This window comes from Streptomyces sp. NPDC051907, assembly GCF_040681075.1.
Taxonomy (GTDB): Bacteria; Actinomycetota; Actinomycetes; order Streptomycetales; family Streptomycetaceae; genus Streptomyces.
The window spans coordinates 112,417-133,424 of record NZ_JBFAYB010000003.1; the positions used below are offsets into that span (position 1 = coordinate 112,417).

Here is a 21,008-nt window from a genome sequence, read left to right on the forward strand (position 1 = left end):
CCGTCCCGTACGACGAACGCTCCGTCATGCCGCGCGAGCCGGGCCCGGACGCGGCCGACGACCTGCTCCGCCTCGAAGGCCCCGGCAGTGACCGCACGGACACCGTGGTCGAGTCTCCGGCGCAGGGGCCGCGCGCTCGGCCGACTGGCCGCGGCGCCGGGCGGGGTCGGCCACCGGGACGCCGCGTACCGCCCGACCGCGCTCGGGCCGCCCGGCGGAAACCCGGAGCACCTCGTGGACGGCATGGCGCACGGGGAACGGGCCGCAGCCATTTCGACTTCCTCGCCGGACCGGGGACCGCCCGGCCGGCGGAGCGGCGCTGCGCGCCCACCGACTGCGCGCGGCTGGGCCGAGACCAAGGCCCGGTACGACCCGGAGAACCTCTTCCGGTTCACCCACGACATCTCGCCGTGTGCGAAGAGCCCTCGACCACCCGACGTCGCCGACTCGGCACACCTTACGAATCCTGGAAGGGAAGACTCTCGATGACGACCAACAGCGCGGTGCAGGCCCCGCCGCGAAGCGCACCCGGTGCGGGTTTGACCGGGCTCAGGCTCGGAGCTCTCTTCGGTCCCGTGATCTTCGGAGTGACGGCCGCGGGCGTGGCGCTGCCCGATGTCGCCATGTCGATGGAGGTCCGTCCGGCCGTCGCCGGCTGGGTGCTGACGGCGCACGCCCTCGCGCTCGGCGTGGGCACCGCGTTCTTCGGGCGGCTCTCCGAGAAGTGGGGCGTGCGCAACACCCTCCTCACGGGAGCGATGTTCCTGGCCGTCGGCGCGGTGCTGTGCCTGGTCGCCCCGAACTTCGGCACGTTAGTCGCCGGCCGGTTCGTCCAAGCGGCGGGCTCCGGCGCCATCACCTCCAGCGCTCTCACGCTCGCGTCGGCGGCGGCGCCCGAACACCGTACGAAGATCCTGGGGATCTTCGGGGCGTCCATGGCGCTCTTCTCCTCCACCGCCACCCTCATGGGCGGCATGGTGACGGACTGGATGCACTGGCGGCTCACCCTGGTGCTGCCGGCGCTCTCGCTGCTGCTGATCCCCTTCTGCCTGGAGCTCGCGGCCACCCGCCCGGGCTACGGCAAGGCAGTCGACGTGCTGGGCGGCGTCCTGCTGGGCACCAGCGCGACCTCGCTGCTCCTGCTCATCCAGGCCTCTTCCCTCGACCTCGACACCCCGCTGGTCGTCGCGCTGGCGGTGCTCCTCGTGCTGTCGGTGGCGGGCCTCGTGATGCACATCGGCAAGCGGCCCGACGGGTTCCTCTCGCGTGAACTGGCCACCGACCGGACCTTCCTGGTCTCCGCGATAATCGGCGTGGGCGGCTACGCCGGGCTGTTCGCCGCGATGTACGCGGTGCCGCAGATCCTCACCGTGCAGTACGGCTGGGGCGTGTTCAAGATCGGCGCCTGGCTGCTGCCGGGCGCGGTCGTCGGCGCGGTGGCCGCCCGCGTGGCCAGCAAGCTCACCGTCGGCAAGGGCGGCAGCCTGCTCCTGGCCGGGACCGCCGTGAGCTGCGCGGCGTTCCTGGGGACCGTCGGCATCGTCGACGGCGGCATCGTCGTCATGCTGATCGGCACGTCGATGGGCATGGCGACGTTCGCGGCCACCCAGGTGCTCACCACCGCCGTGCTCTCCAGCCGGCTCGAGCCCGCTCAGCGCGGCGGCGCCATGGGCGTGCTCAACCTGCTGTTCTTCGTCGGCGGCGGCATCGGCTCCGCCGCGGCCGGAACGCTCTCCGAGCACATGGACCTCACCAGCGCGCTCGCCGTCGTCGCGGCGCTTCCGCTGCTCGCGGGTCTGATCGCCACGATGCTCCCGCCCGCCCGGGCGCAGCAGGAGGCCTGACCGGGCTGCGTACGGCCGGGGCCCGTCCCGTGGGAGGGCCCCGGACCGTGCCGGCGACGACATGAGAGCGCCCCTCCCTTGGCTCGCTCCGATGGGAACCAGGGGAGGGGCGTTGCCGTCCGCGTGTTCAGGAGGCCGGGGCGTCCGGATCGGTGTCGGTGAGATGCAGGCGCCGGGACAGGATCCGCCGCAGCCCGTCGCGTTCGACGCGGAGCAGGTCGTTCTCGTGGCGCAGCTGCTCCATCCGGTCGTCCGCAACGGTGTTCGGCGAGGTCCGCGAGAGCAGTGCGACGCCGGCCGGGCAGCTCTGGCGACCATGGGAGCGCGCCGGAGGCGGCGTCAGTGCGTCCGAGGGATGCGGGTCCGCCGAGGGGAGCCGCCCGACCAGGATCGACTCGTGCAGGACGCGCAGGTCCCGTGCCGGCTCGATGCCGAGATCCTCGGAGAAGCGCATTCTGACGGTGCGGAAGGTCTCCAGGGCGTCCGCCTGGCGGCCCGAGTGGTACAGCGCCAGCATCAGCTGGGCGCAGGCGCGCTCCCGAAAGGGGTTCTCGGTGACGAAGCCGGTGAGATCGCCGATGATCTGCTGATGCCTCCCCAGCATCAGCGCCACGTCGAAGTACTCCTCCTGCACCGTCAGCCGGTCCTCGTGGAGCCTGACGACGAGCGCGGCCAGCGCCGAGCTGTCGAGGCCCGCCGTGACCGGTCCGCGCCACAGCGCGAGCGCGGACTGCAGCAGACTCTCGGCGCGCTCCAGCTGGTTGTCGCGGACCATGGCCCGCCCCTGGGAGACCAGCCGCTCGAACGCGAACAGGTCCAGGGCGTCGTCGTGCACCCTGATCCGGTAGCAGGACGGGTGCGTCTCGATCACGCTGTCGCGCTCGCCGCCCCTGAGCAGGCGGCGCAGGCCGGAGACGCAGATACGGATCTGCCCGTGGGCGGACGCGGGCGGCTGGTCCTCCCACATGGCGTCGACGAGCCGGTCGAGGCTGACCATCTGGTTCGGCTGCAGAAGCAGCGCCGCTAATAACTTCTGCCTGCGGGTCCCGCTTATCTCGATTTCTTCCCCGCCGTCCGTCACGAGCAGCGGGCCAAGTATTCCGAATATATAGTCGGCGCACATATCCATACCCCCGTGAGTGATGTGCGAAAATTTGAAGCGCGAGCGAGCGAACGCCCGTGACTGTGCCAATAGAGCTGCCATCGGCATTAGAGGAATGTCGATGGCAACTGTGGTTTCGGCGCAGGGCGGCGATCGTGAAAAGTATTTCCTGGTCCCCCCGGGAAATGCTATTCGTAGCGGTAGAACTTCGTGTGATCCAGCAGATCGGCGGGCGCCATGGTGTACCAGGGCGCGAGCTTGGTGTGCAGCGAGGGGACGTCCGGGTGCTCTTCCACCGGCAGGTACTGCGGAACGTCCGGGTGCTGCTGCTGCCAGATCGACCATGCCTTGTCGAGGAAGCAGTGGTGCATGAAGAAGATGGGGTCGTTGGGCGACCCGATGTACAGCATGTGGCCGCCGACCCAGGTGTGGCCGGCGCCGTGCAGCTTGCCGAGGTTGGCCTCATGGGGGAACTTCGCGTACCCCTCGAGGTGGTTGCGCAGGGACTGCGTCTCGGTTCCGTAGCCGGAGGTGTAGTTGTAGGGCGGAGTGTCGTACGCCGGGATGGCGAGGGTGTCCTCCAGCTCCTTCGACGTCGGCAGTACGGGGTTCGTGGCGCCGAAGTCGCGGACGAGGTAGTCCCGGTCGTCCGAGGTGTAGTGGCCGTTGAACGCGGGGTGCTCGTCGCCGACCGGAACCACGCTGATGTTGAGCTTCCAGCCGTTGCAGCGGGCGAACGGGCCGGTCATGACCTTGCGGTCGCCGGGCCGGCCGTTGCCGCCCATGAAATCGTCGGCCCACAGCGGCGAGTCGGTGCTCTGGTCCTTGGTCCAGTCCCAGTAGGGGATGGTGACGGTGGGGTCGAACCGCTGGAGCGCCCTCTCGAGGATCAGCAGGTACTGGCGGTGCCACGGGAACAGGCCCGGGCTCATATGACCCCAGCGCTTGCCGACGCCGCCGTCCTTGTCCAGGTAGTCGCCCGAGTTGATCTTTATATGGATCCGCACCAGCTCGTCGTAGACGCCTGCCTCCTTCACTCGGAGCAGCGCACGGATGAAGCGTTTCTTCTCCCTGGCGGTCATGTCGAGGTGGTTCTTGCGAACGGGAACCATCGGCTTCTTCCCTCTCGGTTCTCTCGCGGCCGGGTCAGGCATGGCGGTGGCCGGCGGACGGCAGCAGGTTCGCCCCGCGCAGTTCGTCGACGGCCTGGCGGCCGGCGGCCAGCGGGGTCGGCTCGAACCGGTAGTGGCACGTCGCGCTGAGGTAGGCGCCCTCGCCCAGCTTCATGAGGTGCAGTTCCCTGCCGTCGATGTGCACCTTCTCGGTGCTCTTCGACACGGTGATCGTGCGGCCCCGGTACTGCTCGGTGTGCAGGTCCCCGGACTCCTCGGCCCCCTGAGGCGCGGCCGCGTCGTCGTTCGCGGCGGCCCAGGTGTTGCCCGCGTGGATGACGGCGGCGGGCGCCGCCGCGATCGCTGCGGCGCCCGCCATGCCCTTCATCAGGTCACGTCGTTTCACTCTTGTCCTCCCGATTGACAAACCGCCAAATAGTGGTAGGCGTCCCGCGCCAGCCTGCCAAGGGGATATATCGGTGGTGTATCGCGCGCCGGTGGCCGGCGCGTCCGTAGCGGTGCTGCTCGGCTCTTCTCCTAGGTCAGGCCGGTGGGACGCGGCGCGATGTTGTGGTTGAACCGGAAGAGATTGTCCGGATCGACATGGGCCTTGATATCGGCCAGCCGGGCGTAGGTGGCCGGTTCATAGCCGCTCTCGGCGAGGTCCGCGGTGTCGGGACTGGCCAGGAAGTTGAGGTAGCGGCGCCCGGTGCCCCACGCCGCCATGCCGTCCACCACCAGCGGGGGCCGGTTGTCGGGGAGGGAGAGGGTCGACAGCGCGAACGCGGCGTCGCGGTGGTCGACGGCGTTCGGCGCCTCGGGCAGCCGCCCGACCGCGCCGCCCAGCTGCCGTAGCTCCACCACCAGGTCGATGCAGTCGGCGCCCGGGCCGGCCAGCGCCAGCAGCGCGTCCGTCGCCGCCTCGTCCAGCTCGCGGAGCATCGACGACCGCTCGTTGTAGGGGATCGGCTCGGTCGGGTCGTTGTGGATCTCCCCGCACCTCGTGTACGGCATGTCGGCCAGGGTGTCGACGACCAGCGGGCCCGCCGCGCGCAGGGGCTCGACCAGCTTGTTCCCGTCCTCCGCCGAGCCCAGGTAGGCGATCCGGACGTGCACGGTCAGCCGGCCGCGCAGGAAGGGCGGGATCGCCTCGACGTCCGGCAGCCGCAGCAGGGCCAGGGAGGAGGTGAGCTCCTCCGGTGTGGTCGCGGTCCACTCGCGCCAGGCATGCAGCACCTCCGCGGCGGCCTCGCCGGCGAAGAAGAGTCCGCCGCCGTACAGCCGCGACACCGGTACGAGGTCGAACTCGAGGGCGGTGACGACGCCGAAGTTGCCCTTGCCGCCGCGCGCGGCCCAGAAGAGGTCGGTGTCCTGGTCGGCGGTGGCCCGGTGCCACTGCGCGTCGGGGGTGACGATCTCCACGGCGGTGACCCGGTCGGCGGCGTAGCCGTACTTGCGGGCCATCAGCCCGAGGCCGCCGCCGAGGGTGTAGCCGATCACTCCGGTGAGCGGGGAGGAGCCGTTGAGCGGGGCGAGGCCGTGCTCGGCGGCCGCCTCGATCACCTCGAACCACTGGGCGCCGCCCTTGACCCGGGCGGTCCGCGTGGCCGGATCGATGCTCACGCCCCGCATCCGGCGGGTGCTGATCAGCAGCCCGCCGTCCGCAGCGACGGACGGGCCGTGGCCGGTGGCCTGGACGGCGATCGGCATCGTGCGGGCGGCGGCGAAGGCCACCGCCTCGCGCACGTCCTCGGCGCCGGCCACGACCGCCATCAGCTCCGGGGAGTGCTCGGTGATCTGGTTGAACCCGTCCAGCTCCTGGGCGAAGTCGTCGTCTCCCGGCAGCAGGACCCGCCCGCGGAGCCGTTCGGAGAGTTCCGCCGTGGCCGGCTTCGTGATGCTCTTGCCTGTCGTCATCCTCAGTCCTCCCGGACCCGGTCGATTGTCGGGACGGGAAGACTCTTCCAACCGCCAAGGCCGCGTCCCATCCCCCGTTTGAGGAGGATGTGGGCGACCGGCCGCCGGGGCGGACCCGGCAGCCTCCGCCGTCACGGCAGGGGGTCGACCCCGCCGAGGATCCGGAGCTGCCCGGCCCTCTCGCCGCGTATCACCGCGCCGAGTTCCTCCAGGTCCTTGAGGACGAGCGCCCGGGGTCCGTCGCACAGCGCGGTCGCCGGGTCGGGGCGCACGTCGGCGCCGACGGCCGGCGCCGACCGGGCGAGAGGCGGCACGAGGTCGCGCCCCCGAGCGGGACGAGCGTGCCGAACTGCTCGTCGTCGCCGACCAGTCCGACGACGGCGCAGCTCGTGCCGCGGCCGACGAACGCCTCGCCGCCCGCCGGCTCGACCCGCGCCACGACCGCGGCGAGGTCCGACGTCGTGGACCGCGGCAGCATCACGATCACCCTGTCTCAGCCCCGGACGACGGCCTGCCCCCAGTCCTCGTCGGGCCCGAACAGCTTCCGCGGCTTCATGGCGTCCAGCTGCTCCGCCAGCAACGCGGTCGGCACCAGCGTGCCCTCGGGCACCGCGCCGGCCACGCAGGGCACCTCGAGCTCCGCCTCGACGGACGCGGCGAGCGCCGCGGCGGCGTCCTCGCCGTCCGGGCCGGGCGCCTCGATCTCGACGACCAGACGGTCCTGTTCGGCCCTGGCCCGCCAGAACAGCACGCCGTAGAAGGCCGGGAGCCGGTAGACCAGCTCCTCCACCTGGATCTGCCCGATGCGCCGCCCGGCGACCGTGTAGCCCTGGCCGAGCCGGCCCATCACCCGCACGGTGGGGAGCTTCCACCCGCACGGGCAGTCCTCGTACCGCAGCTCCACCAGGTCCTCGAGGTTGTAGCGCACCAACGGCATCGCCTCGCGGTACAGCGGGGTGATGACCAGCTGACCGGTGCCCTCGGCGGTGACGTCGCCGGTCTGCGGGTCGTAGATCTCCGGCAGCACCCGGTCGGCCCAGAAGTGCATCCGGCCGTACGGGCAGTCGCTGCCCAGCGGTCCGACCTCGGTGCAGCCGTACTCCTCGATGACCGCGGCGCCCCAGATCTCCTCGATCCGGCGGCGACGCGCGCTGCTCATCGGCTCGCCCGCCACGTACAGCGCCCGCAGCGACGTGAAAGAACCCGCGGGGTAGCCGGCGGCCTTGGCCGCCGCGACCCACAGCAGGCACTCGCTCGGTGTGGACCAGGTCAGCGTCACCTCGAGGTCGCGCAGCACGCGCACGACCCGCGAGTAGGGCACCGCGAGAGAGCGGCAGTCGCCGGGGACGACGGTCGCGCCGCCGCGCATGGCGGCCCAGTGGGCCATGTGCCCGGCGAGCACCAGCCCGTAGGGGATGCGCACCAGCAGGGTGTCCTGTGGACCGAGCGGGACGGTCTTGCGGACGAACCGGTCGGCCAGATCGGTCCACTCCGCCTCGGTGAAGTAGGCGGGGGTGGGGTTGCCGGTGCTGCCGCTGGACTCGTGGTAGGTGGCCAGGCGCTCCTTGGGCACGCCGAGCATGCCGAAGGGGTAGCTGTCGCGCAGGTCCGACTTCCCCGTGAGGCCCACCGCGGACAGCTCCTGCCCGGCCTGAAGACGCCTCGCGTAGAAAGGCGAGTCGAGGGCGTGCCGCAGCGTCGGCCCGATGCGTTCCCGCTGGAGCGCCCGCAGTTCGTCGAAGGTCTTCCAGTCGCCGATGGCCGGCAGCGCGCCGGGCGCCGGCCCGGAGCCGGCGGCCTCGGCGTTCAGTGCGACGGTCACAGATCCGCTCCCGCCCGCGCGGCCTCGGTGACGGCGCCGGAGGAGATCATCTCCACGACCGCGGCGATGTCGCCGTCCATCTGCCGGTCCTTGGCGGCGAAGGGGGCCTCCTTGCGGATGCGCGTGTGCACGGCCTTGGTACGAGGGCTCATCTCGTCGACGCCGCGCAGCTCGACGGCCTGGCAGGCGGCGAGGAGATGGATGGCCGCGACCTCACGGGTCAGTTCGATCACATTGCGCGCGTCGCGCGCCGCGATCGGGGCCATGCTGACCTTGTCCTGGTTGTGCGCCTCGGTGGAGCGGGAGAACGTGGAGGCCGGGCCCGCGTGCTTGAGCGCCTCGGCGGTGAGCGACGAGCACGCGATCTGCATGCCCTTGAAGCCGTGCTGCAGCCCGGCCTCGGTGTCGTCGTCGTCGACCCGGGCGATCAGGTTGGGCGTGAGGCCGTTGTTGAACTTCTCGTCGACCAGGAGCGCGAGCTGCCGGTCGAGCAGGTCGGCGACGCCGGCGACGGCCGTCTTCAGCGAGTCCATCGCGGTGACGACATGCCCGCCGTAGAAGTTGCCGCCGCTGTACACGGCGCCCGTGGAGGGGTCGAACAGCGGGTTGTCGCTGGAGGAGTTGATCTCCACCGTCATCCAGGTGCGGATCCAGTCCAGCATGTCCCGCAGCACGCCGTTGACGTGCGGGGCGCAGCGCAGCGAGTAGCGGTCCTGGATGCTGCGCTCGAGCTTCTGGTAGTGCCGGCCGGCCAGCGGGACGTTCAGGTCGACGACCTGGTCGTAGGTCATCGCGAGCGCGGAGCCCTCGAGCAGCTCGTGGATGAGCGCGGCGCTGGCGCCCTGGCCGCTGTGCGGCTTCTCGTTGTGGATGAACGGCGCGTAGTGGCCCCGGTTGCCGAGCATGCCCTCGCTGGCCAGCGCGGTGCAGATGTCCGCCACGTCGGCGAGTTCGGCCGCCGCCTCGGTGTTCAGGACGGCGAACGCCGAGCTGAAGGAGGTGCCGTTGATCAGCGCGAGACCGTCCTTGGCCTCCAGCGTCACGGGCTCGAGGTCCAGCTCGGCCAGTACGTCCGCGGCCTGGCGTGTCTCGCCGCGGTAGCGCACCTGGCCCTGGCCCGTCAGCGCGTAGGCGAGGTAGCAGAGCGGGACGAGGTCGCCGCTGGCGCCGACCGAGCCGCGCTCGGGGATGGTCGGCAGGATGTCGTGCCGGAGGAAGTCCAGCAGCCGGTCCACGACGGGGAGGCTGACGCCGGAGTTGCCCCGGGCCAGGCAGTTGGCGCGGATCAGCACGGTGGCGCGCACGACCTCGTCGGAGGCCAGCGGGCCGGTTCCGTTCAGGTGGTAGCGGATCAGCTCGTTCTGCAGCCGTGCGGTCTTCTCCGGCGATATCTGCCGGTTGACGCTGTCGCCGAAGCCCGTCGTCACCCCGTAGATGGGCTTGCCGGTCGCGAGGATCTCCAGCTTCAGGTTCCGGGAGGCGTTCATCGCCAGCAACGCGTCCTCCGAGACCGCGAAATCCGAGCCTTCGCGGGATGCGGCGGCCACGGCCTGGCCGATGCTCAGGCCGTGCCCGTCAATCTTTATGGTCGTCACTTGTGGACACCTTTCTCGCCGGTTGCCCACGAGTCTTGACGGCTGATGTTTCCCGTCGATATCGGAAACGCGCCGCACGCGATATGCGGACGAGACGCCGAAGAAACCCGCGCTCTTCAGGGTTGGTCCAAGACCGGCACGGAGAAATGAGGAACCCCATGATCTCCAATGGCGCGTTCGGCAGGCGGCTCCGCCTGCGGCGCCTCTTTCGAAACGATCCCGAACGGCTGCTGATCGTGCCGCTGGACCATTCGGTGAGCCAGGGACCGATCACCGGCGGCGAGGGGCTCGACGCGCTCGTGGGCCGGCTGGCCGCCAACCGGGTGGACGCGATCGTCCTGCACAAAGGCAGTCTCCGGCACGTCGATCCCGCCTGGTTCGGCAGCACCTCGCTCATCGTCCATCTGAGCGCCAGCACCGTGCACGCTCCCGACCCGGACGCCAAGTACCTGGTGGCCGGGGTCGAGGAGAGCCTGCGGCTGGGCGCGGACGCGGTGAGCGTGCACGTCAACCTGGGCTCGGACGGCGAGCAGCGGCAGATATCCGACCTGGCGGCGGTCGCCGACGCCTGCGACCGCTGGAACGTGCCGCTGCTGGCGATGATGTACCCCCGCGGCCCCAGGATCAGCGATCCGCGCGACCCCGCACTGGTGGCGCACGCGGTGACCCTGGCCGCCGATCTCGGCGCCGACCTGGTGAAGGTCCCGTACGTCGGCTCGGTGACGGAGATGAAGGAGATCACCTCCCGCTCGCCCGTCCCGGTCATCACCGTCGGCGGTCCGCGCAACGACGACGAGGGCCAGGTCCTGGCCCATGTCAGCGAGGCGCTGAGCGCGGGCGTCGCAGGCGTGGCCATGGGCCGCAACGTTTTCGAGGCGCCCGATCCCGGCGTCATGGCCGCGAAGCTGGCCGGCCTCATCCACAGTGAGTGACTTCTAGGAGCCCTACGCATGAAGCTCAGTTGGCTGGACATCCGCAACCTCGACGAGGCGCGGGACGCCATCGTCCAAGAGGCGCTGCATCAGCGGATCGACGGCATCGTCGCAGCGGACCCGGCAGCCCTGGAGGGTCTGCCCCCCACCGTCGCCAAGGTGCTGTTCCCCCGGGGCAAGGCCCTCCCGGAGGACTTCGGCGAGGCCACCGTGGTCATCGTGGACCCCGACTTCCACAACATCACCCCCGCCGAGCTGGCGCTCAAGCACCCGGGGCTGGAGTTCGGCCGGTTCGTGGAGATCGTCGATGCGAAGACGCTGGAGGACGCCTGCCAGTCGGCGCGCACCGAGCAGTGGAGCCTGCTGCTGTTCCGAGACCCCACCAAGATCCCGCTGGAGATCGTCATCGCGGCGTCCGCCGCCTCCCGGGGCAGCCTGATCACGGTGGCGGCCGACGTCGAGGAGGCCGAGATCATCTTCGGCGTGCTCGAGCACGGCTCCGACGGCGTCATGATGGCGCCCCGCAAGGTCGGCGACGCGACCGCCCTGAAGACCGTGGTGAACGCCGAGACCCCCGATCTGACCCTGACCGAGCTCGAGGTCGTCAGCACCGAGCACGTCGGCATGGGCGAGCGGGCCTGCGTCGACACGTGCACCTACTTCCGCAAGGACGAGGGCATCCTGGTCGGGTCGCACTCCAAGGGCATGATCCTCTGTGTCAGCGAGACCCACCCGCTGCCGTACATGCCGACCCGCCCGTTCCGGGTGAACGCCGGCGCCATCCACTCGTACACGCTGTCCAAGGATGGCCGCACCAACTACCTCAGCGAGCTGAAAGCGGGCAGCAAGATCGTGGCCGCGGACGTCGAGGGCCGTACCCGGCTCGTCACCGTCGGCCGGGTCAAGATCGAGACCAGGCCGCTGATCTCGGTGAACGCGGTCGCCGCCGACGGCCGCGAGGTCAACCTGATCCTCCAGGACGACTGGCATGTGCGGGTGCTCGGCCCGGGCGGCAAGGTCCTCAACAGCACCGAGCTCAAGCCCGGCGACAAGGTGCTCGGCTTCCTGCCGACGGAGGACCGGCACGTCGGCTACCCGCTCGACGAGTTCTGCCTCGAGACGTGACGTAGTGGACGCGCTTCTGTTCGTCCCGGTCCGGGTCGACGACCTCGATGGCGCGCCGGCCGTCGTGCGTACGGCCCGGCTCGGCGCCGACCAGGAGCGAGTCGGCCTCGCCTTCACCGGCGAGGAACGGCTCCACGCGGCGCTGGGGCCCACCCAGCGGTGGATCCGGCTGTCCCGGCCCGCACTCCTGGCGCTGCTGAGGCCGCTCGAGATCGAAAACATCCGCGTCGACCCGCTCTACGTCGGACCGGAGATGCCGAGGATGCCGGAGGCGGCGGACCTGTCGGCCATGGACGTCCCTGCGGACGGGCCCGTCCTGGCGGGGACGCCGCGGCACGTGCAGTGGCTGCCGGACGAGGTGTGGTGACGGCCGGCTCCGGCCGCCGTCACCGGCCTGGAATCGCCAAGTAGCGTACGGTGGTACTCAGTTGGAGACATGCACGCTTACCTCAATGTCCGTAGGCCACCTCGGAACGGAGTGCCGGAGCATGCCCACTGCGATCGGTCGCGACGAGCTCATCTCGCGTGCCGGACGTGCCGACAGCCCGCACACGCTGTTCAGCACGCTCGCGACGCAACTGCGCAGGGCGGTCCCGTACGACGCCGCCGTCTGGCGGGCCACGGACCCGGAGACCGGGATGATCACGTCGCCGATCTTCGCGGAGAACATCGAGGATCACAGCTGCGCCGTCTACTGGCAGTACGAGCTGTTCACGGAGAAGATCAACCTGTTCCGAGACCTCGCGCTGGCCCCGGTTCCGGTGGCGAGCCTGTGGGAGAGCACCGGGGGAGAGCCCGAGCGCAGCTCTCTGTACCGAGGCTTCCTGGCGCCGCGCGGGGTCCACGACGAACTGCGGGCCGTGCTGCGGGTGGACGGCCGGCCGCACGGGTACGTCAGCCTGTTCCGCGAGAAGGGGCGAGCCGAGTTCAAGGCCGGGGAGCGCAGGTTCGTCGAGGATCTGGGCACGCCGATCGCCCGCCTGCTCAGGGCGTACGCCAAGCAGCGCCCCGAGCCCTCCGGCGACCCTCTGACCGGCACCGGGCTGCTGCTGTTCGACGCCGACGGCGCGCTCGTCTCGGCCAACGACGAGGCGCGGCGCTATCTGGAGGAGATGCCGGAGGGCCCCTACTCGCTCACCGCGCTCGGCATCCGCGTACCGCTGTGGGTGCACGGCACCGCGATGCGGGCCAGGGCGATCGCGGAGGAGCACGGCGGCGAGACCGCGCGGATCAGGATGCGCACCCGCACCGGCCGCTGGCTGGTGTGCCACGCGTCCTGCCTGCGGGGGGCCGACGGACGGGTGGGCACCTCCGCGGTGATCATCGAACGCGCCCCGATCTCCGACGTCACGCCGCTCATCGTGCAGGCCTACGAGCTGTCGGAACGCGAACTCGAGGTCACCCAGCGGGTGGCGCGCGGCCTGTCCACCCGGGGCATATCCGAGGAGCTCCATCTGTCGCCGCACACCGTGCGCGACCACATCAAGGCGATCTTCGAAAAACTCGGCGTGACCAGCCGCGGCGAGCTGGTGGGCCAGCTGTTCACCGAGTACTACGAGCCGGTGAGCCCGTCCTCCAACGGCCGGAGGGACTAGGGGGAGCTGTACGAGGGCGAGAGGGGGGCACGGGCCGCGAGGGCGGTTCTCGAGGGTGGCAACGAATCTGGATCGCGGATGAAGCTCGTTGCCAGGACTATCGCGGAGCCTGAGGCTTCCGGTGCCTACCGGTTCCGGGACCGAGCTTCGGCGCCGGCCCCGTGGCTGGGGCGACCGTGCTGTCGGGATACAGGACGCGCTGTGCCTCGGCGAGGTTCACAGCGAAGCCGTGGAACTCCCAGATGTGCCCGTTCCATCGCTCGATCACGCGGGGCGCGTCAGGATTCAGATGCGCCCCCTGCAAGCCTTTGCCAGGGACGAGAGGGACCGCACGGAGCCGTCCCACTTTCATGTCACGGCGCTCGGCCCATTCGGAGAGCGGCTCGTCGTCCATCGTGCTTCCTACGGGCTGGGGGCGGCTCCCTCGGAGGGTAGCGGTTCAGGCGAGCCGGTGTTCCCAGCGCAGCGACGGGCAGTCGTCGATCCGGTTCGTCTGCCCCTCAGGGCTTCTGACCAGTGGAAATGCAGGTCAGAGGTTTTTCCATGTGTGGGCGAGTCTCGCTCGACCCTGGGTCCGCACCGGTTCATACGGGACCGTGCGACTACGTACGCAGCCATGACGTGATGGCCAGACCGCTGGACGCTCAAGGTCTGTCGGTCAGGTGGTACTCGATCATCCCGTGTCGGATCCCGAGCCGCGTGAATCCCGCCTTGGTCAGCACGCGACCCGAGGCCGGGTTGCCGGGGTGGTGCTTGGCTCCGAGGGATTCGAGGCCGGCGGTGGTGAATGCGAAGACGACGAGGTCCCGGACGGCGCTCGTCGCGTAGCCCCGGTCCCAGCAGTCTCCACGCACGACGTAGCTCAGCCGTCCGTGCCCACCGGGGCGGCGACCTAGTTTGACGACGCCGACCAAGTCCCCGCCGATGTCCACGCCGAGGATGTATTGCTCGATCGGGTCGGCGGCGGCCCACTCCCGCACCCGCACCACGTACTCCTCGGCCTCCGGATCGGTCATTTCCGGGCGCCCGAGAAACGTCACGGCGGTCCCGCTGTATATGCGGCGAATCGCCGGAGCGTCTGAGGACGCGAGTGGCCGGAGCGCGGTCACGATTCCCCGAGGACGGCTGCCAGATCCGCTGAGGACGGCCGGTTCTCCGAGGCGGCGGCTAGGCACGCGCGGATGACTTCCTCGAACTGGGGGAACGCCCATGGGCGGACGTCGTCGAGAGGGAGCGTCGTGGCTTTTGCGATCGCCTTGAGCTTGTCCTCGCGCGGGGTGCCGTCCTCGTAGGAGACCGGCCGGTGTCCGGTCCAGCACCAGAACAGCGTCGCGCCCAGTCCCCAGACGTCGGCCGACGGCTCTGCCTGGATATGCGTGTCCGGGGTGGTCGCGAGGATGGCGTCCGCGATCTCGGGGGCTGTGGTGTGGGTGAGCGCGCCACGGTAGGGCAGGCGCGACCCATCGTTGGGGCCGCATGCGAGGGCGAAGTCGATGACCACAGCGCAGCCGTTGTTCGTGATCAGGGTGTTGGTGGGTTGGACGTCGGCATGGGCCCACCCAGCGGCATGCATCCGGGCGAGGCGCTCAGCCCACGTCCCGGCGACGCCCAGAAGCCAGGGGCGTACGGAGGGACGGTCGCCCTCGGGTCCACGTGCCAGAGCGAACGCTCGCCACATCGGAGCGCCGTCGACCCAGCGAACCGCGAGCCACCGGCCGCCCTCCCACGGACCGGCGGCGACCCGATAGCCGGGATTGAGCGCGCCCGCGTCGGTGAGGCGGACGATGTGGTCGTCCTCTTGGGCCATCTCGGCGGCCTTGTCACGTGAGGTCTCGCCGTCGGGGCTATTCGCCTTCAACGCGACGGCGCCCTTGGGGCCTTGGACCTTCCAAGCCCGAGAGCCCCGCCGATCGCTCAGGAGCCGGGTCGTCAGGGGCTCACCGACATGGTCCTTGAGGAGGCCGACGGCTTCACCGGGAGGAGGAAGCGCTTCGCCCATGTGCGGATCTCCGTCCAGTCATAGGGGATGTGCTCGAAGACGTCGTGGCCGTCGTCGTCAGCCACGGCGAGCGCGGCGGCCAGGTCGGGGGTTGCGTGGAGGAACTTCGGGTCGCGTCGGCGGACGGCGGCTCTCACGGGGAGGAACGAGACCGGAGCGGCCGGGATGCGTTCGCCGACCCGCGTGTTCTCTTCCTCGCCCGCGTAGAACTTGCCGAACATGATCCCCACGGGCCCGTACAGACGCTTGAGGGCCCAGTGCGGCCACGCCAACAGGTCGTGAAGCCGAGTGCAGGGGCCCTCGCCCAGGATGACGATGTTCTCGCACCGAAGTAACCCATGCGGCCGGTGAATCAGGGGACGCAGCCACTCGGCGGCCTGTACGCCGGCATGGAACATCTCGGCCTCCACAGCGTCCGCGCTGCCGTCGGCGTAATAGACGGTCCAGGTGGTCAGCCCCTGCTTGACGGAGGGGGAGAGGTAAGGGCAGTAGTCCGTCATCTGCCGTAGGTACCCCGTGATGTCGATGGACTGCGGCTTGGTGGTGCTGCCCTCAACGAGGCGGAGCGCCCCAGCAGTCGACCGGGACGCTCCGTCGATGCGCGTGACGGTCACCGAGGGCCCGGAGCGGCGTCGTCGCCGTCCCCGCTGGTGGGGCCGCAGTCCCACTCGGCCACAACCTTGCCGGTCTCCCTGTAGCGGGTGAGCGCGGCCTCGTCGAGGACGCCTTTCTCGTCAGTGAACCAGACCTCCGGCAGCGGCCCGTACACCTCCTCGTACGCGGCCACCCAGCCGATCGGGCCGGTGCCGTTCATCTCGTGGTGCCCCAGGACGGCCCCGGCATGCTCGGTGCTGAAAGCGGCGTACTCGGGGGTGGCGAGCATGTGGTGCCACTCGGCGTCCACCGCCCGCGAGAACATTTCGGTCAGACCCTCGCCGCTCTCGAACCGCTGCCCGGCGATGGCCAGGAAGCGGCCGAGCTCGCGGCGCTCGATCGTGGTGGTGCTCATGGTGGTGCTCCTCTCGACGGTCTTTCGAGTGGTGATGCATCCGCCTCGGCCTGTCATCAGCCGTGCGAGGTATGACCAGTCAACGACCGTGAGACGGCGACGGACAGGAAAGGTTGCCGTAGAGCTGCCTGCACGGAACCGGAAGACTTTACGCCCGCAATACCCAGCGGCTGGTTCGGACAGTACGGACCCGGCTACGTTCTGTTGCATGGGAGCGAACGTCATCCTCAAGCGCCGGATGGACGAACTCGGCCTTACTCAGGAGGAGTTGGCGCGTCAGATGAATGTCGCGCTCGAAGCGCTCGGAGGTAGGCCGGGCGACGTCTCTGCGCGGACGGTGCGGAATCTGCTCAACGGGAGCACTCGCAGGCCGATCGGTCGCACCTGCGCCGCGCTGGAAGCAGTGTTCGGGTGTCCCGTCTCGGCTTTAGGGTTCGAGCCACCACGTACTGCCGCACAAGCGGAGGACCCAGTGCACCGCCGTACCTTCCTTGTCGCAGCGACCGGAACTGCCGTCGCCGCTGCCACCCCGGCACGACGCTTGCGGCTGGGGCAGTCCGACGCCGACCGATTTCACTTGGAGTACGCCGACCTGCTGGGCGATGACTCGCGGGTCGGCGGAACGCGGCGGATCGAGAACAGGGGCGTCGAGCTCGCGTCGCGTATTCAGTCCTCGCTCGCCGACGGCGCTGCCTCGGACCGCGTTCGGCGTCAGATGTACCGACTCGCCTCCGACGTCACGTGCTTGGCGGCTTTTGCGGCCATCGATGCGAGCGCTCCGCAGCGCGCACGCGCACACCTGGACAAGGCCCTCACCCTCGCGGGCCTCGCGCGCGACAGCGAGACCATGTACCGGGTCTGGGACCATTTGATGCTCACTTCCAGCCAGCGGGAGAACCACGCCGAGGCTGCGGCCGGCGCGGAGGTGATGAAGCGTTCGTCGGTGGCCCGGCGCGACCCGTTGTACGCATCGCTGGGGCACTTGCGGCATGCCAACGCCTTGGCCAGGCTGCATCAGCCCACGGAGTCGCTGCGGGTCTTGAACCTCGCTGGGAAGGCATTCGGACGGGCCCGAGACGAGCAGCCATCGGCATGGATCGCGTTCTACAGCCGGGCCGAGTTCGACGCCCTCTCGTCGTACGTCTGGACAGCGCTCGGGGATCACGAGCGGGCCGAGTTCTGCCTTCATCGTGCCCTCGCAGCCATCCCAGGCGGCATGATCCGCAACCAGGGGCTCTACACGGCGCACCTGTCGCTGTCCCAGGCAAGGCAGGGGGAAGCGGAACTGGCTTGCGCAACCGGACGGAGGGCGTACGAGATGCTGCTGCCCGTGTCCGGGTCGCAGCGTACGACGAACACGCTTGCCAGAACGCGCCAAGTCATCGAGGCCGCAGACACGAAGGCGCCCGAGGTTGTGCGCTGGATCGAGGAGTCACGCCGATGGACCTGAGGTGGTACACGCACGCTGACGCAGGGGACGTCCGCTCCATGCTCCTGGACATTCACGACGAGGTGTATGCGAACGATCCTGCCCCGTTCCACTCGCGCGAAAGGTTCTCGTACTTCGTCGACTTGTGGTCAGGCCGCGAGGACTGGCGGTGCGTCTCAGGGTGGGAGAACGGCGGCCCGGTCGGGTACACGTACGGTTCGAAGTTCAAACCGGGCGGCTGGTGGAAGGGAACGGATCGGCCCAGAGGCGTGCGCGGCCGGATCTTCGCCCTGTCCGAGCTGATGGTGATGCCCCAGTGGCAGGGCACCGGCCGGGCGCAGCAGATCCATGACGCGCTGATTCAATCGGTCGACGTGGACTTCGTGACACTCCTCGTCGACTCCTCGCACCCCAAGGTGCAAGCCCTGTACGAGAAGTGGGGCTATGAGAAGCGAGACGAGGCCAAGCCCTCCGACGACTCTCCCATGTACGCGGTGATGGTGCGCACGCTGGAGACCGACTCCAAGTAGCCGTGGAATTGGACATCCTGCGGTCGAGTCTCCGATCTGGATCAACGAATCGCGGCGCTTTCGCGCACCGCATGACGAGAGGGACACGTGCATGAGTGACGGTCGGATCTTCCGTGAGGCGTGGATCGCCGGTGTGAACAAGCACTACCCCGGTGAGCCGAAGCCCGGCTACGTCACTCCGTGGGACGAGACACCCGAGTGGGAGCGCGAGGCTGCCGCCGCCGTGTACGGACAGGTACGCGACTTCATCAGGATCAGCGAAGGGCACGCCACACGGCTCACTCGTGAGCAGAAGGGCCGCTTCGTCGCGATCTGCTGGACCGCCCAGATGTTCAAGCATTTCGAGGACCCGAAGCCCGGATACGTCGCCGACTGGGCCGACCTGCCGGCCTGGCAGCAGGAGACGGACTCGGACATCTTCGAGCGCATCGAGCAGACCGTCTGACCCCTGAGAACGACGCCCGGGCAGGAAGAGTGGGGCCTCCCTCCCCGACGGGGGTGGCGGGGAGGGAGGCGGTCAAGGCCACCCCGGCTCCGGGGTGTTCGGCGTCCGGAGACGGAGCAGCGGTTCAGGTGACGCCATGGGCTGGCCCGTCGCAGGCCGGCACTCGGGCTCGCAGATCCACAGCCGGAACAGCAGGCCGAGGTGGCGCACCTCGCCCCAGATACGGCCGTTCCGGCCCAGGGGACGGCCGCAGCGGGCGCAGTCCATGGCCATCTGCTGGCGGGGGCGGAGCCGGGCCACGTCCGGCAGGCCGCCCATGGGCTGCCCGGTCACTGCCCGGCTTTCGTGTGCAGCTCTGCCCACACCCGTTTCCCCCAGCCCAGCAGGTCCGTTCCCCACCGCTCCGAGAGTGCTTCCACGACCACCAGGCCGCGCCCGTCCGTGTCCGTGGTGGAGGCCGTACGAGGTGCGGGCTGGGCGCGGGACTTGTCCACGACCGCCACCCGGACCCAGTCCGGGGTGGGGCGGCTGACGGTGACTCGGACGCTGCGGGACTTGGTGTGCTCCACGCTGTTGGTCATCAGCTCGGAGACGATCAGGGCGCCGTCGTCGGCTAGGTGGTCCAGCTGCCAGGCGGCGAGCGCCGTACGGACGAGCCGACGCGCGGCCGAGACGCTGGCCTCCTCGCACGGCAGGGTCTCGCTGTAGCCCGGGTGCCCGGTGGGGCGAGCGGAAGCGGTCACAGTCATCAGGGCCTCGTCGGTCGTGGGCGAAGAGCCGTGTCCCCCTGGAAAGGAGTGGGCACATGACTAGTTCAACGACCTGTCAGGCTTGGCTGGGAGGGCCGGAAAAGGGTGCGTTCTCCAGCGGGGGCCAGTTCAGAGGGCCAGGATGAAACCCGGGATCACGAACGAGACTTGAGGACGGCGCATGACGAGTCCGGACGGCATCGGCCACCTGCTGCGTGCTCTCCGCGAGGAGGCCGGGCGGACCAGACGCGAACAGGCCGAGCACTTGGAGCAGGTCAGCGGCCGGTACGTCGATCCGGAGAACGTCAAGCGGTGGGAGACGGAGAAGCGGCTCCCCATTCCGGACTGGCACGCACTGATTGCAGGCGGCTACGGCATCTCCGTGGAGGAGGTCCGGCGGGCGGTGGCCGCCAGCCGCCGGTTCCGAAGGCTCGTGTCAACATCGGTACTGCTGGAACACCAGGAGGAGGTATCCCCCGTGGAGCGAAGAGAATTCCTCGGCGTCTCGGTGCTGGCTGCTGGGATGGCCGCCGAACCATGGGGACGGCTGGCCGCTGCGGTCGCCGGCCCCAGGGTGGACGGCAAGGTCACGGACAAGCTGGTGGATGCCACGGCTGACATGTTCGTCAGCGAACACCACCTTCCCGCGCGGCTGCTGGCCGAACGTCTGGGCACCCACCTGGAGACCCTGACCGCCCTGATTCCCCGTTCCGGCCCTCACCGGCAGGCGCTGACCGTGGCTGCCGGAGAGACCGCCGCACTGGCGGGCTGGGCTGCCTTCGACCTGGGCGACATGGACGCCGCGCGGAACTACTACAAGACGGCCGCGTTGGCTGGCCGGGAGGCCGGACAGCCGGCGGTCGTAGCCCTGGCCATGGGCTACGCCTCGTACGCGGTGGCTGCGGACAAGGCCCGGGACATGCTGGCCGCCGCCCAGACCCACGTACGCGGTGCCGGGTACGCCGCCGCCCGTTCCTGGCTGGCCGCCCGCGAAGCCGAGGAGGCCGCCGCGACCGGCGACCGGGAGGGCGCGGTGCGCGCCCTGGACCGGGCCACCACGGCGTTCGACTACGCCGACCCCGATGCCGAACAGGCGTGGATTCGCTTCTACCAGCGCCCCCGCCTGGGCTCCCTGATGGTCTCCACGTACGCCCGGCTGCGCCACCGTGACCTGGAGCAGACCGCGCAGGACGCGCTCACCCACCTTGGCCGAGACGACTCCAAGGTCAGGATCGCGGTCCTGGCGGATGTGGCCACCGGCTACGTGGTGTCCGGCGACGTGGACCAGGGCGTGGAGGTGGGCAAGCGGTTCGTGCAGGCCGCGACGACCACGCCCACGGCGATGGGCCGGGAACGATTGGCCTCGCTCGCGGAGCTGCTGCCACCACAGCACGGTGCGGCGCGGGATCTCGCCGAGACCATCCGCGCCGCACTCGCCGCCTGATCAGTCCTTGGTCGTCTCCTCGCGCACCCACGACAGGTAGTCGTCGCTCCCGTGGGTGACAGGCGTGGCGATGATCTCCGGGGTGTCGTAGTCGTGCACCTGCTTGATGTGCGCCTCCAGCTCCGGGTACCGCTCGGCCGTCGTCTTGTACAGCACGCGCCATTCCTGGTCTGTCTGCACCGCGCCCTCCCACCGGTACACGCTGGTGATCGGCCCGTCGATCTGCGCGCAGGCCGCCACCTTGGCCTCCACGGCGCTGGCGGCCAGAGCCTGGGCCTTCTCGGCGGCGTCGGTGGTCGTCAGGACGGTCAGGTACTCAGCCACGGTTGGCCTCCTTCGTACGGCGTCCTCGGACCGTA

General features: G+C 69.9%; 24 protein-coding genes and 1 pseudogene. 9 read left to right on the forward strand and 16 right to left on the reverse strand.

What is annotated here, in order from left to right; translation table 11 throughout:
• Window positions 1–485 precede the first annotated feature (485 nt).
• Entirely contained in the window at window positions 486–1,844 is a 1,359-nt protein-coding gene (gene bagJ / locus AB0M39_RS03060; RefSeq protein ID WP_365359494.1) for a bagremycin/ferroverdin transporter BagJ/FevB, read from the forward strand.
• 127 nt (window positions 1,845–1,971) lie between these two features.
• Here bagJ and bagI read toward each other — a convergent pair whose 3' ends face one another.
• The 8 genes and pseudogenes from bagI to bagA form a co-directional block, all read right to left on the reverse strand.
• Window positions 1,972–2,925, reverse strand: a complete 954-nt coding sequence (gene bagI / locus AB0M39_RS03065) for an AfsR/SARP family transcriptional regulator BagI/FevR (RefSeq protein ID WP_365359496.1) — start codon at window positions 2,923–2,925, stop codon at window positions 1,972–1,974.
• 209 nt (window positions 2,926–3,134) lie between these two features.
• Window positions 3,135–4,058 carry a bagremycin/ferroverdin biosynthesis o-aminophenol oxidase BagH/FevF gene (gene bagH, locus AB0M39_RS03070; RefSeq protein WP_365359498.1) on the reverse strand — a complete coding sequence of 308 codons (924 nt, stop codon included), beginning with the start codon at window positions 4,056–4,058 and terminating at the stop codon, window positions 3,135–3,137.
• 34 nt (window positions 4,059–4,092) lie between these two features.
• The gene (bagZ, locus tag AB0M39_RS03075; protein WP_365359500.1) at window positions 4,093–4,464 is read right to left on the reverse strand and encodes a bagremycin/ferroverdin biosynthesis copper chaperon BagZ/FevE; all 372 of its coding nucleotides are present in this window, start codon (window positions 4,462–4,464) and stop codon (window positions 4,093–4,095) included.
• 131 nt (window positions 4,465–4,595) lie between these two features.
• Window positions 4,596–5,975 (reverse strand): bagremycin/ferroverdin biosynthesis FAD-dependent oxygenase BagG/FevA2, encoded by a 1,380-nt coding sequence (gene bagG, locus AB0M39_RS03080; RefSeq protein ID WP_365359502.1) that lies wholly within the window; start codon window positions 5,973–5,975, stop codon window positions 4,596–4,598.
• A 131-nt stretch (window positions 5,976–6,106) separates the two neighbouring features.
• Window positions 6,107–6,289, reverse strand: coding sequence for a hypothetical protein (locus AB0M39_RS03085; RefSeq protein WP_365359777.1), 183 nt, complete (start codon window positions 6,287–6,289; stop codon window positions 6,107–6,109).
• Between the two features lie 44 nt (window positions 6,290–6,333).
• Window positions 6,334–6,453 (reverse strand): annotated as a pseudogene (locus tag AB0M39_RS03090) (3-deoxy-7-phosphoheptulonate synthase); the annotation flags it as partial.
• A gap of 15 nt (window positions 6,454–6,468) precedes the next feature.
• Window positions 6,469–7,797 carry a bagremycin/ferroverdin synthetase BagE/FevW gene (bagE, locus tag AB0M39_RS03095; RefSeq protein ID WP_365359505.1) on the reverse strand — a complete coding sequence of 443 codons (1,329 nt, stop codon included), beginning with the start codon at window positions 7,795–7,797 and terminating at the stop codon, window positions 6,469–6,471.
• Entirely contained in the window at window positions 7,794–9,392 is a 1,599-nt protein-coding gene (gene bagA, locus AB0M39_RS03100; protein WP_365359507.1) for a bagremycin/ferroverdin biosynthesis tyrosine ammonia-lyase BagA/FevW, read from the reverse strand. The genes bagE and bagA overlap by 4 nt, the downstream gene beginning before the upstream one ends.
• A gap of 158 nt (window positions 9,393–9,550) precedes the next feature.
• Here bagA and bagB point away from each other — a divergent pair, with 158 nt between their 5' ends.
• The 4 genes from bagB to bagY all read left to right on the forward strand — a co-directional run bounded on the left by bagB (window position 9,551) and on the right by bagY (window position 13,044).
• Window positions 9,551–10,324 (forward strand): bagremycin/ferroverdin biosynthesis DhnA-type aldolase BagB/FevI, encoded by a 774-nt coding sequence (gene bagB / locus AB0M39_RS03105; protein WP_365359510.1) that lies wholly within the window; start codon window positions 9,551–9,553, stop codon window positions 10,322–10,324.
• Between the two features lie 18 nt (window positions 10,325–10,342).
• Complete coding sequence (bagC, locus tag AB0M39_RS03110; protein ID WP_365359512.1) at window positions 10,343–11,449, forward strand: bagremycin/ferroverdin biosynthesis 3,4-AHBA synthase BagC/FevH; 1,107 nt, start codon at window positions 10,343–10,345, stop codon at window positions 11,447–11,449.
• A gap of 4 nt (window positions 11,450–11,453) precedes the next feature.
• Window positions 11,454–11,816 carry an SAV_915 family protein gene (locus AB0M39_RS03115; protein WP_365359514.1) on the forward strand — a complete coding sequence of 121 codons (363 nt, stop codon included), beginning with the start codon at window positions 11,454–11,456 and terminating at the stop codon, window positions 11,814–11,816.
• A 121-nt stretch (window positions 11,817–11,937) separates the two neighbouring features.
• On the forward strand, window positions 11,938–13,044 hold the full coding sequence (bagY, locus tag AB0M39_RS03120) for a LuxR family transcriptional regulator BagY/FevT (protein WP_365359516.1): 1,107 nt from the start codon (window positions 11,938–11,940) through the stop codon (window positions 13,042–13,044).
• A gap of 97 nt (window positions 13,045–13,141) precedes the next feature.
• On the opposite strand, the gene AB0M39_RS03125 is transcribed toward bagY, so the two are convergent.
• From AB0M39_RS03125 to AB0M39_RS03145, 5 genes are all read right to left on the reverse strand, one after another.
• Window positions 13,142–13,438 carry a DUF6087 family protein gene (locus tag AB0M39_RS03125; RefSeq protein WP_365359518.1) on the reverse strand — a complete coding sequence of 99 codons (297 nt, stop codon included), beginning with the start codon at window positions 13,436–13,438 and terminating at the stop codon, window positions 13,142–13,144.
• 250 nt (window positions 13,439–13,688) lie between these two features.
• A complete protein-coding gene (locus AB0M39_RS03130) occupies window positions 13,689–14,255 on the reverse strand; it encodes a GNAT family N-acetyltransferase (RefSeq protein ID WP_365359520.1) in 567 nt (188 codons plus the stop codon).
• On the reverse strand, window positions 14,150–14,902 hold the full coding sequence (locus AB0M39_RS03135; protein ID WP_365359522.1) for a protein kinase: 753 nt from the start codon (window positions 14,900–14,902) through the stop codon (window positions 14,150–14,152). Before AB0M39_RS03135 ends, AB0M39_RS03130 begins: the two co-directional genes overlap by 106 nt.
• Window positions 14,903–14,973: 71 nt before the next feature.
• Window positions 14,974–15,657, reverse strand: coding sequence for a DUF6875 domain-containing protein (locus AB0M39_RS03140; protein WP_365359524.1), 684 nt, complete (start codon window positions 15,655–15,657; stop codon window positions 14,974–14,976).
• Complete coding sequence (locus AB0M39_RS03145; protein WP_365359526.1) at window positions 15,654–16,052, reverse strand: hypothetical protein; 399 nt, start codon at window positions 16,050–16,052, stop codon at window positions 15,654–15,656. The genes AB0M39_RS03140 and AB0M39_RS03145 overlap by 4 nt, the downstream gene beginning before the upstream one ends.
• 208 nt (window positions 16,053–16,260) lie before the next feature.
• On the opposite strand from AB0M39_RS03145, the gene AB0M39_RS03150 reads away from it, so the two are divergent.
• The 3 genes from AB0M39_RS03150 (at window position 16,261) to AB0M39_RS03160 (ending at window position 18,456) form a co-directional block, all read left to right on the forward strand.
• The gene (locus AB0M39_RS03150) at window positions 16,261–17,502 is read left to right on the forward strand and encodes a helix-turn-helix transcriptional regulator (RefSeq protein WP_365359527.1); all 1,242 of its coding nucleotides are present in this window, start codon (window positions 16,261–16,263) and stop codon (window positions 17,500–17,502) included.
• Complete coding sequence (locus AB0M39_RS03155; protein ID WP_365359529.1) at window positions 17,493–18,011, forward strand: GNAT family N-acetyltransferase; 519 nt, start codon at window positions 17,493–17,495, stop codon at window positions 18,009–18,011. The genes AB0M39_RS03150 and AB0M39_RS03155 overlap by 10 nt, the downstream gene beginning before the upstream one ends.
• 91 nt (window positions 18,012–18,102) lie before the next feature.
• On the forward strand, window positions 18,103–18,456 hold the full coding sequence (locus AB0M39_RS03160; RefSeq protein ID WP_365359531.1) for a hypothetical protein: 354 nt from the start codon (window positions 18,103–18,105) through the stop codon (window positions 18,454–18,456).
• Between the two features lie 72 nt (window positions 18,457–18,528).
• Here the strand turns inward: AB0M39_RS03160 and AB0M39_RS03165 are convergent, their stop codons facing one another.
• Window positions 18,529–18,789: a hypothetical protein gene (locus tag AB0M39_RS03165; protein ID WP_365359533.1), complete on the reverse strand. Its 261-nt coding sequence runs from the start codon at window positions 18,787–18,789 to the stop codon at window positions 18,529–18,531.
• Complete coding sequence (locus AB0M39_RS03170; protein WP_365359535.1) at window positions 18,786–19,205, reverse strand: ATP-binding protein; 420 nt, start codon at window positions 19,203–19,205, stop codon at window positions 18,786–18,788. The genes AB0M39_RS03165 and AB0M39_RS03170 overlap by 4 nt, the downstream gene beginning before the upstream one ends.
• 181 nt (window positions 19,206–19,386) lie before the next feature.
• On the opposite strand from AB0M39_RS03170, the gene AB0M39_RS03175 reads away from it, so the two are divergent.
• Entirely contained in the window at window positions 19,387–20,649 is a 1,263-nt protein-coding gene (locus tag AB0M39_RS03175) for a helix-turn-helix domain-containing protein (protein ID WP_365359537.1), read from the forward strand.
• Here AB0M39_RS03175 and cutA read toward each other — a convergent pair whose 3' ends face one another.
• Window positions 20,650–20,973 carry a divalent-cation tolerance protein CutA gene (gene cutA, locus AB0M39_RS03180; RefSeq protein WP_365359539.1) on the reverse strand — a complete coding sequence of 108 codons (324 nt, stop codon included), beginning with the start codon at window positions 20,971–20,973 and terminating at the stop codon, window positions 20,650–20,652.
• Window positions 20,974–21,008: the final 35 nt, after the last annotated feature.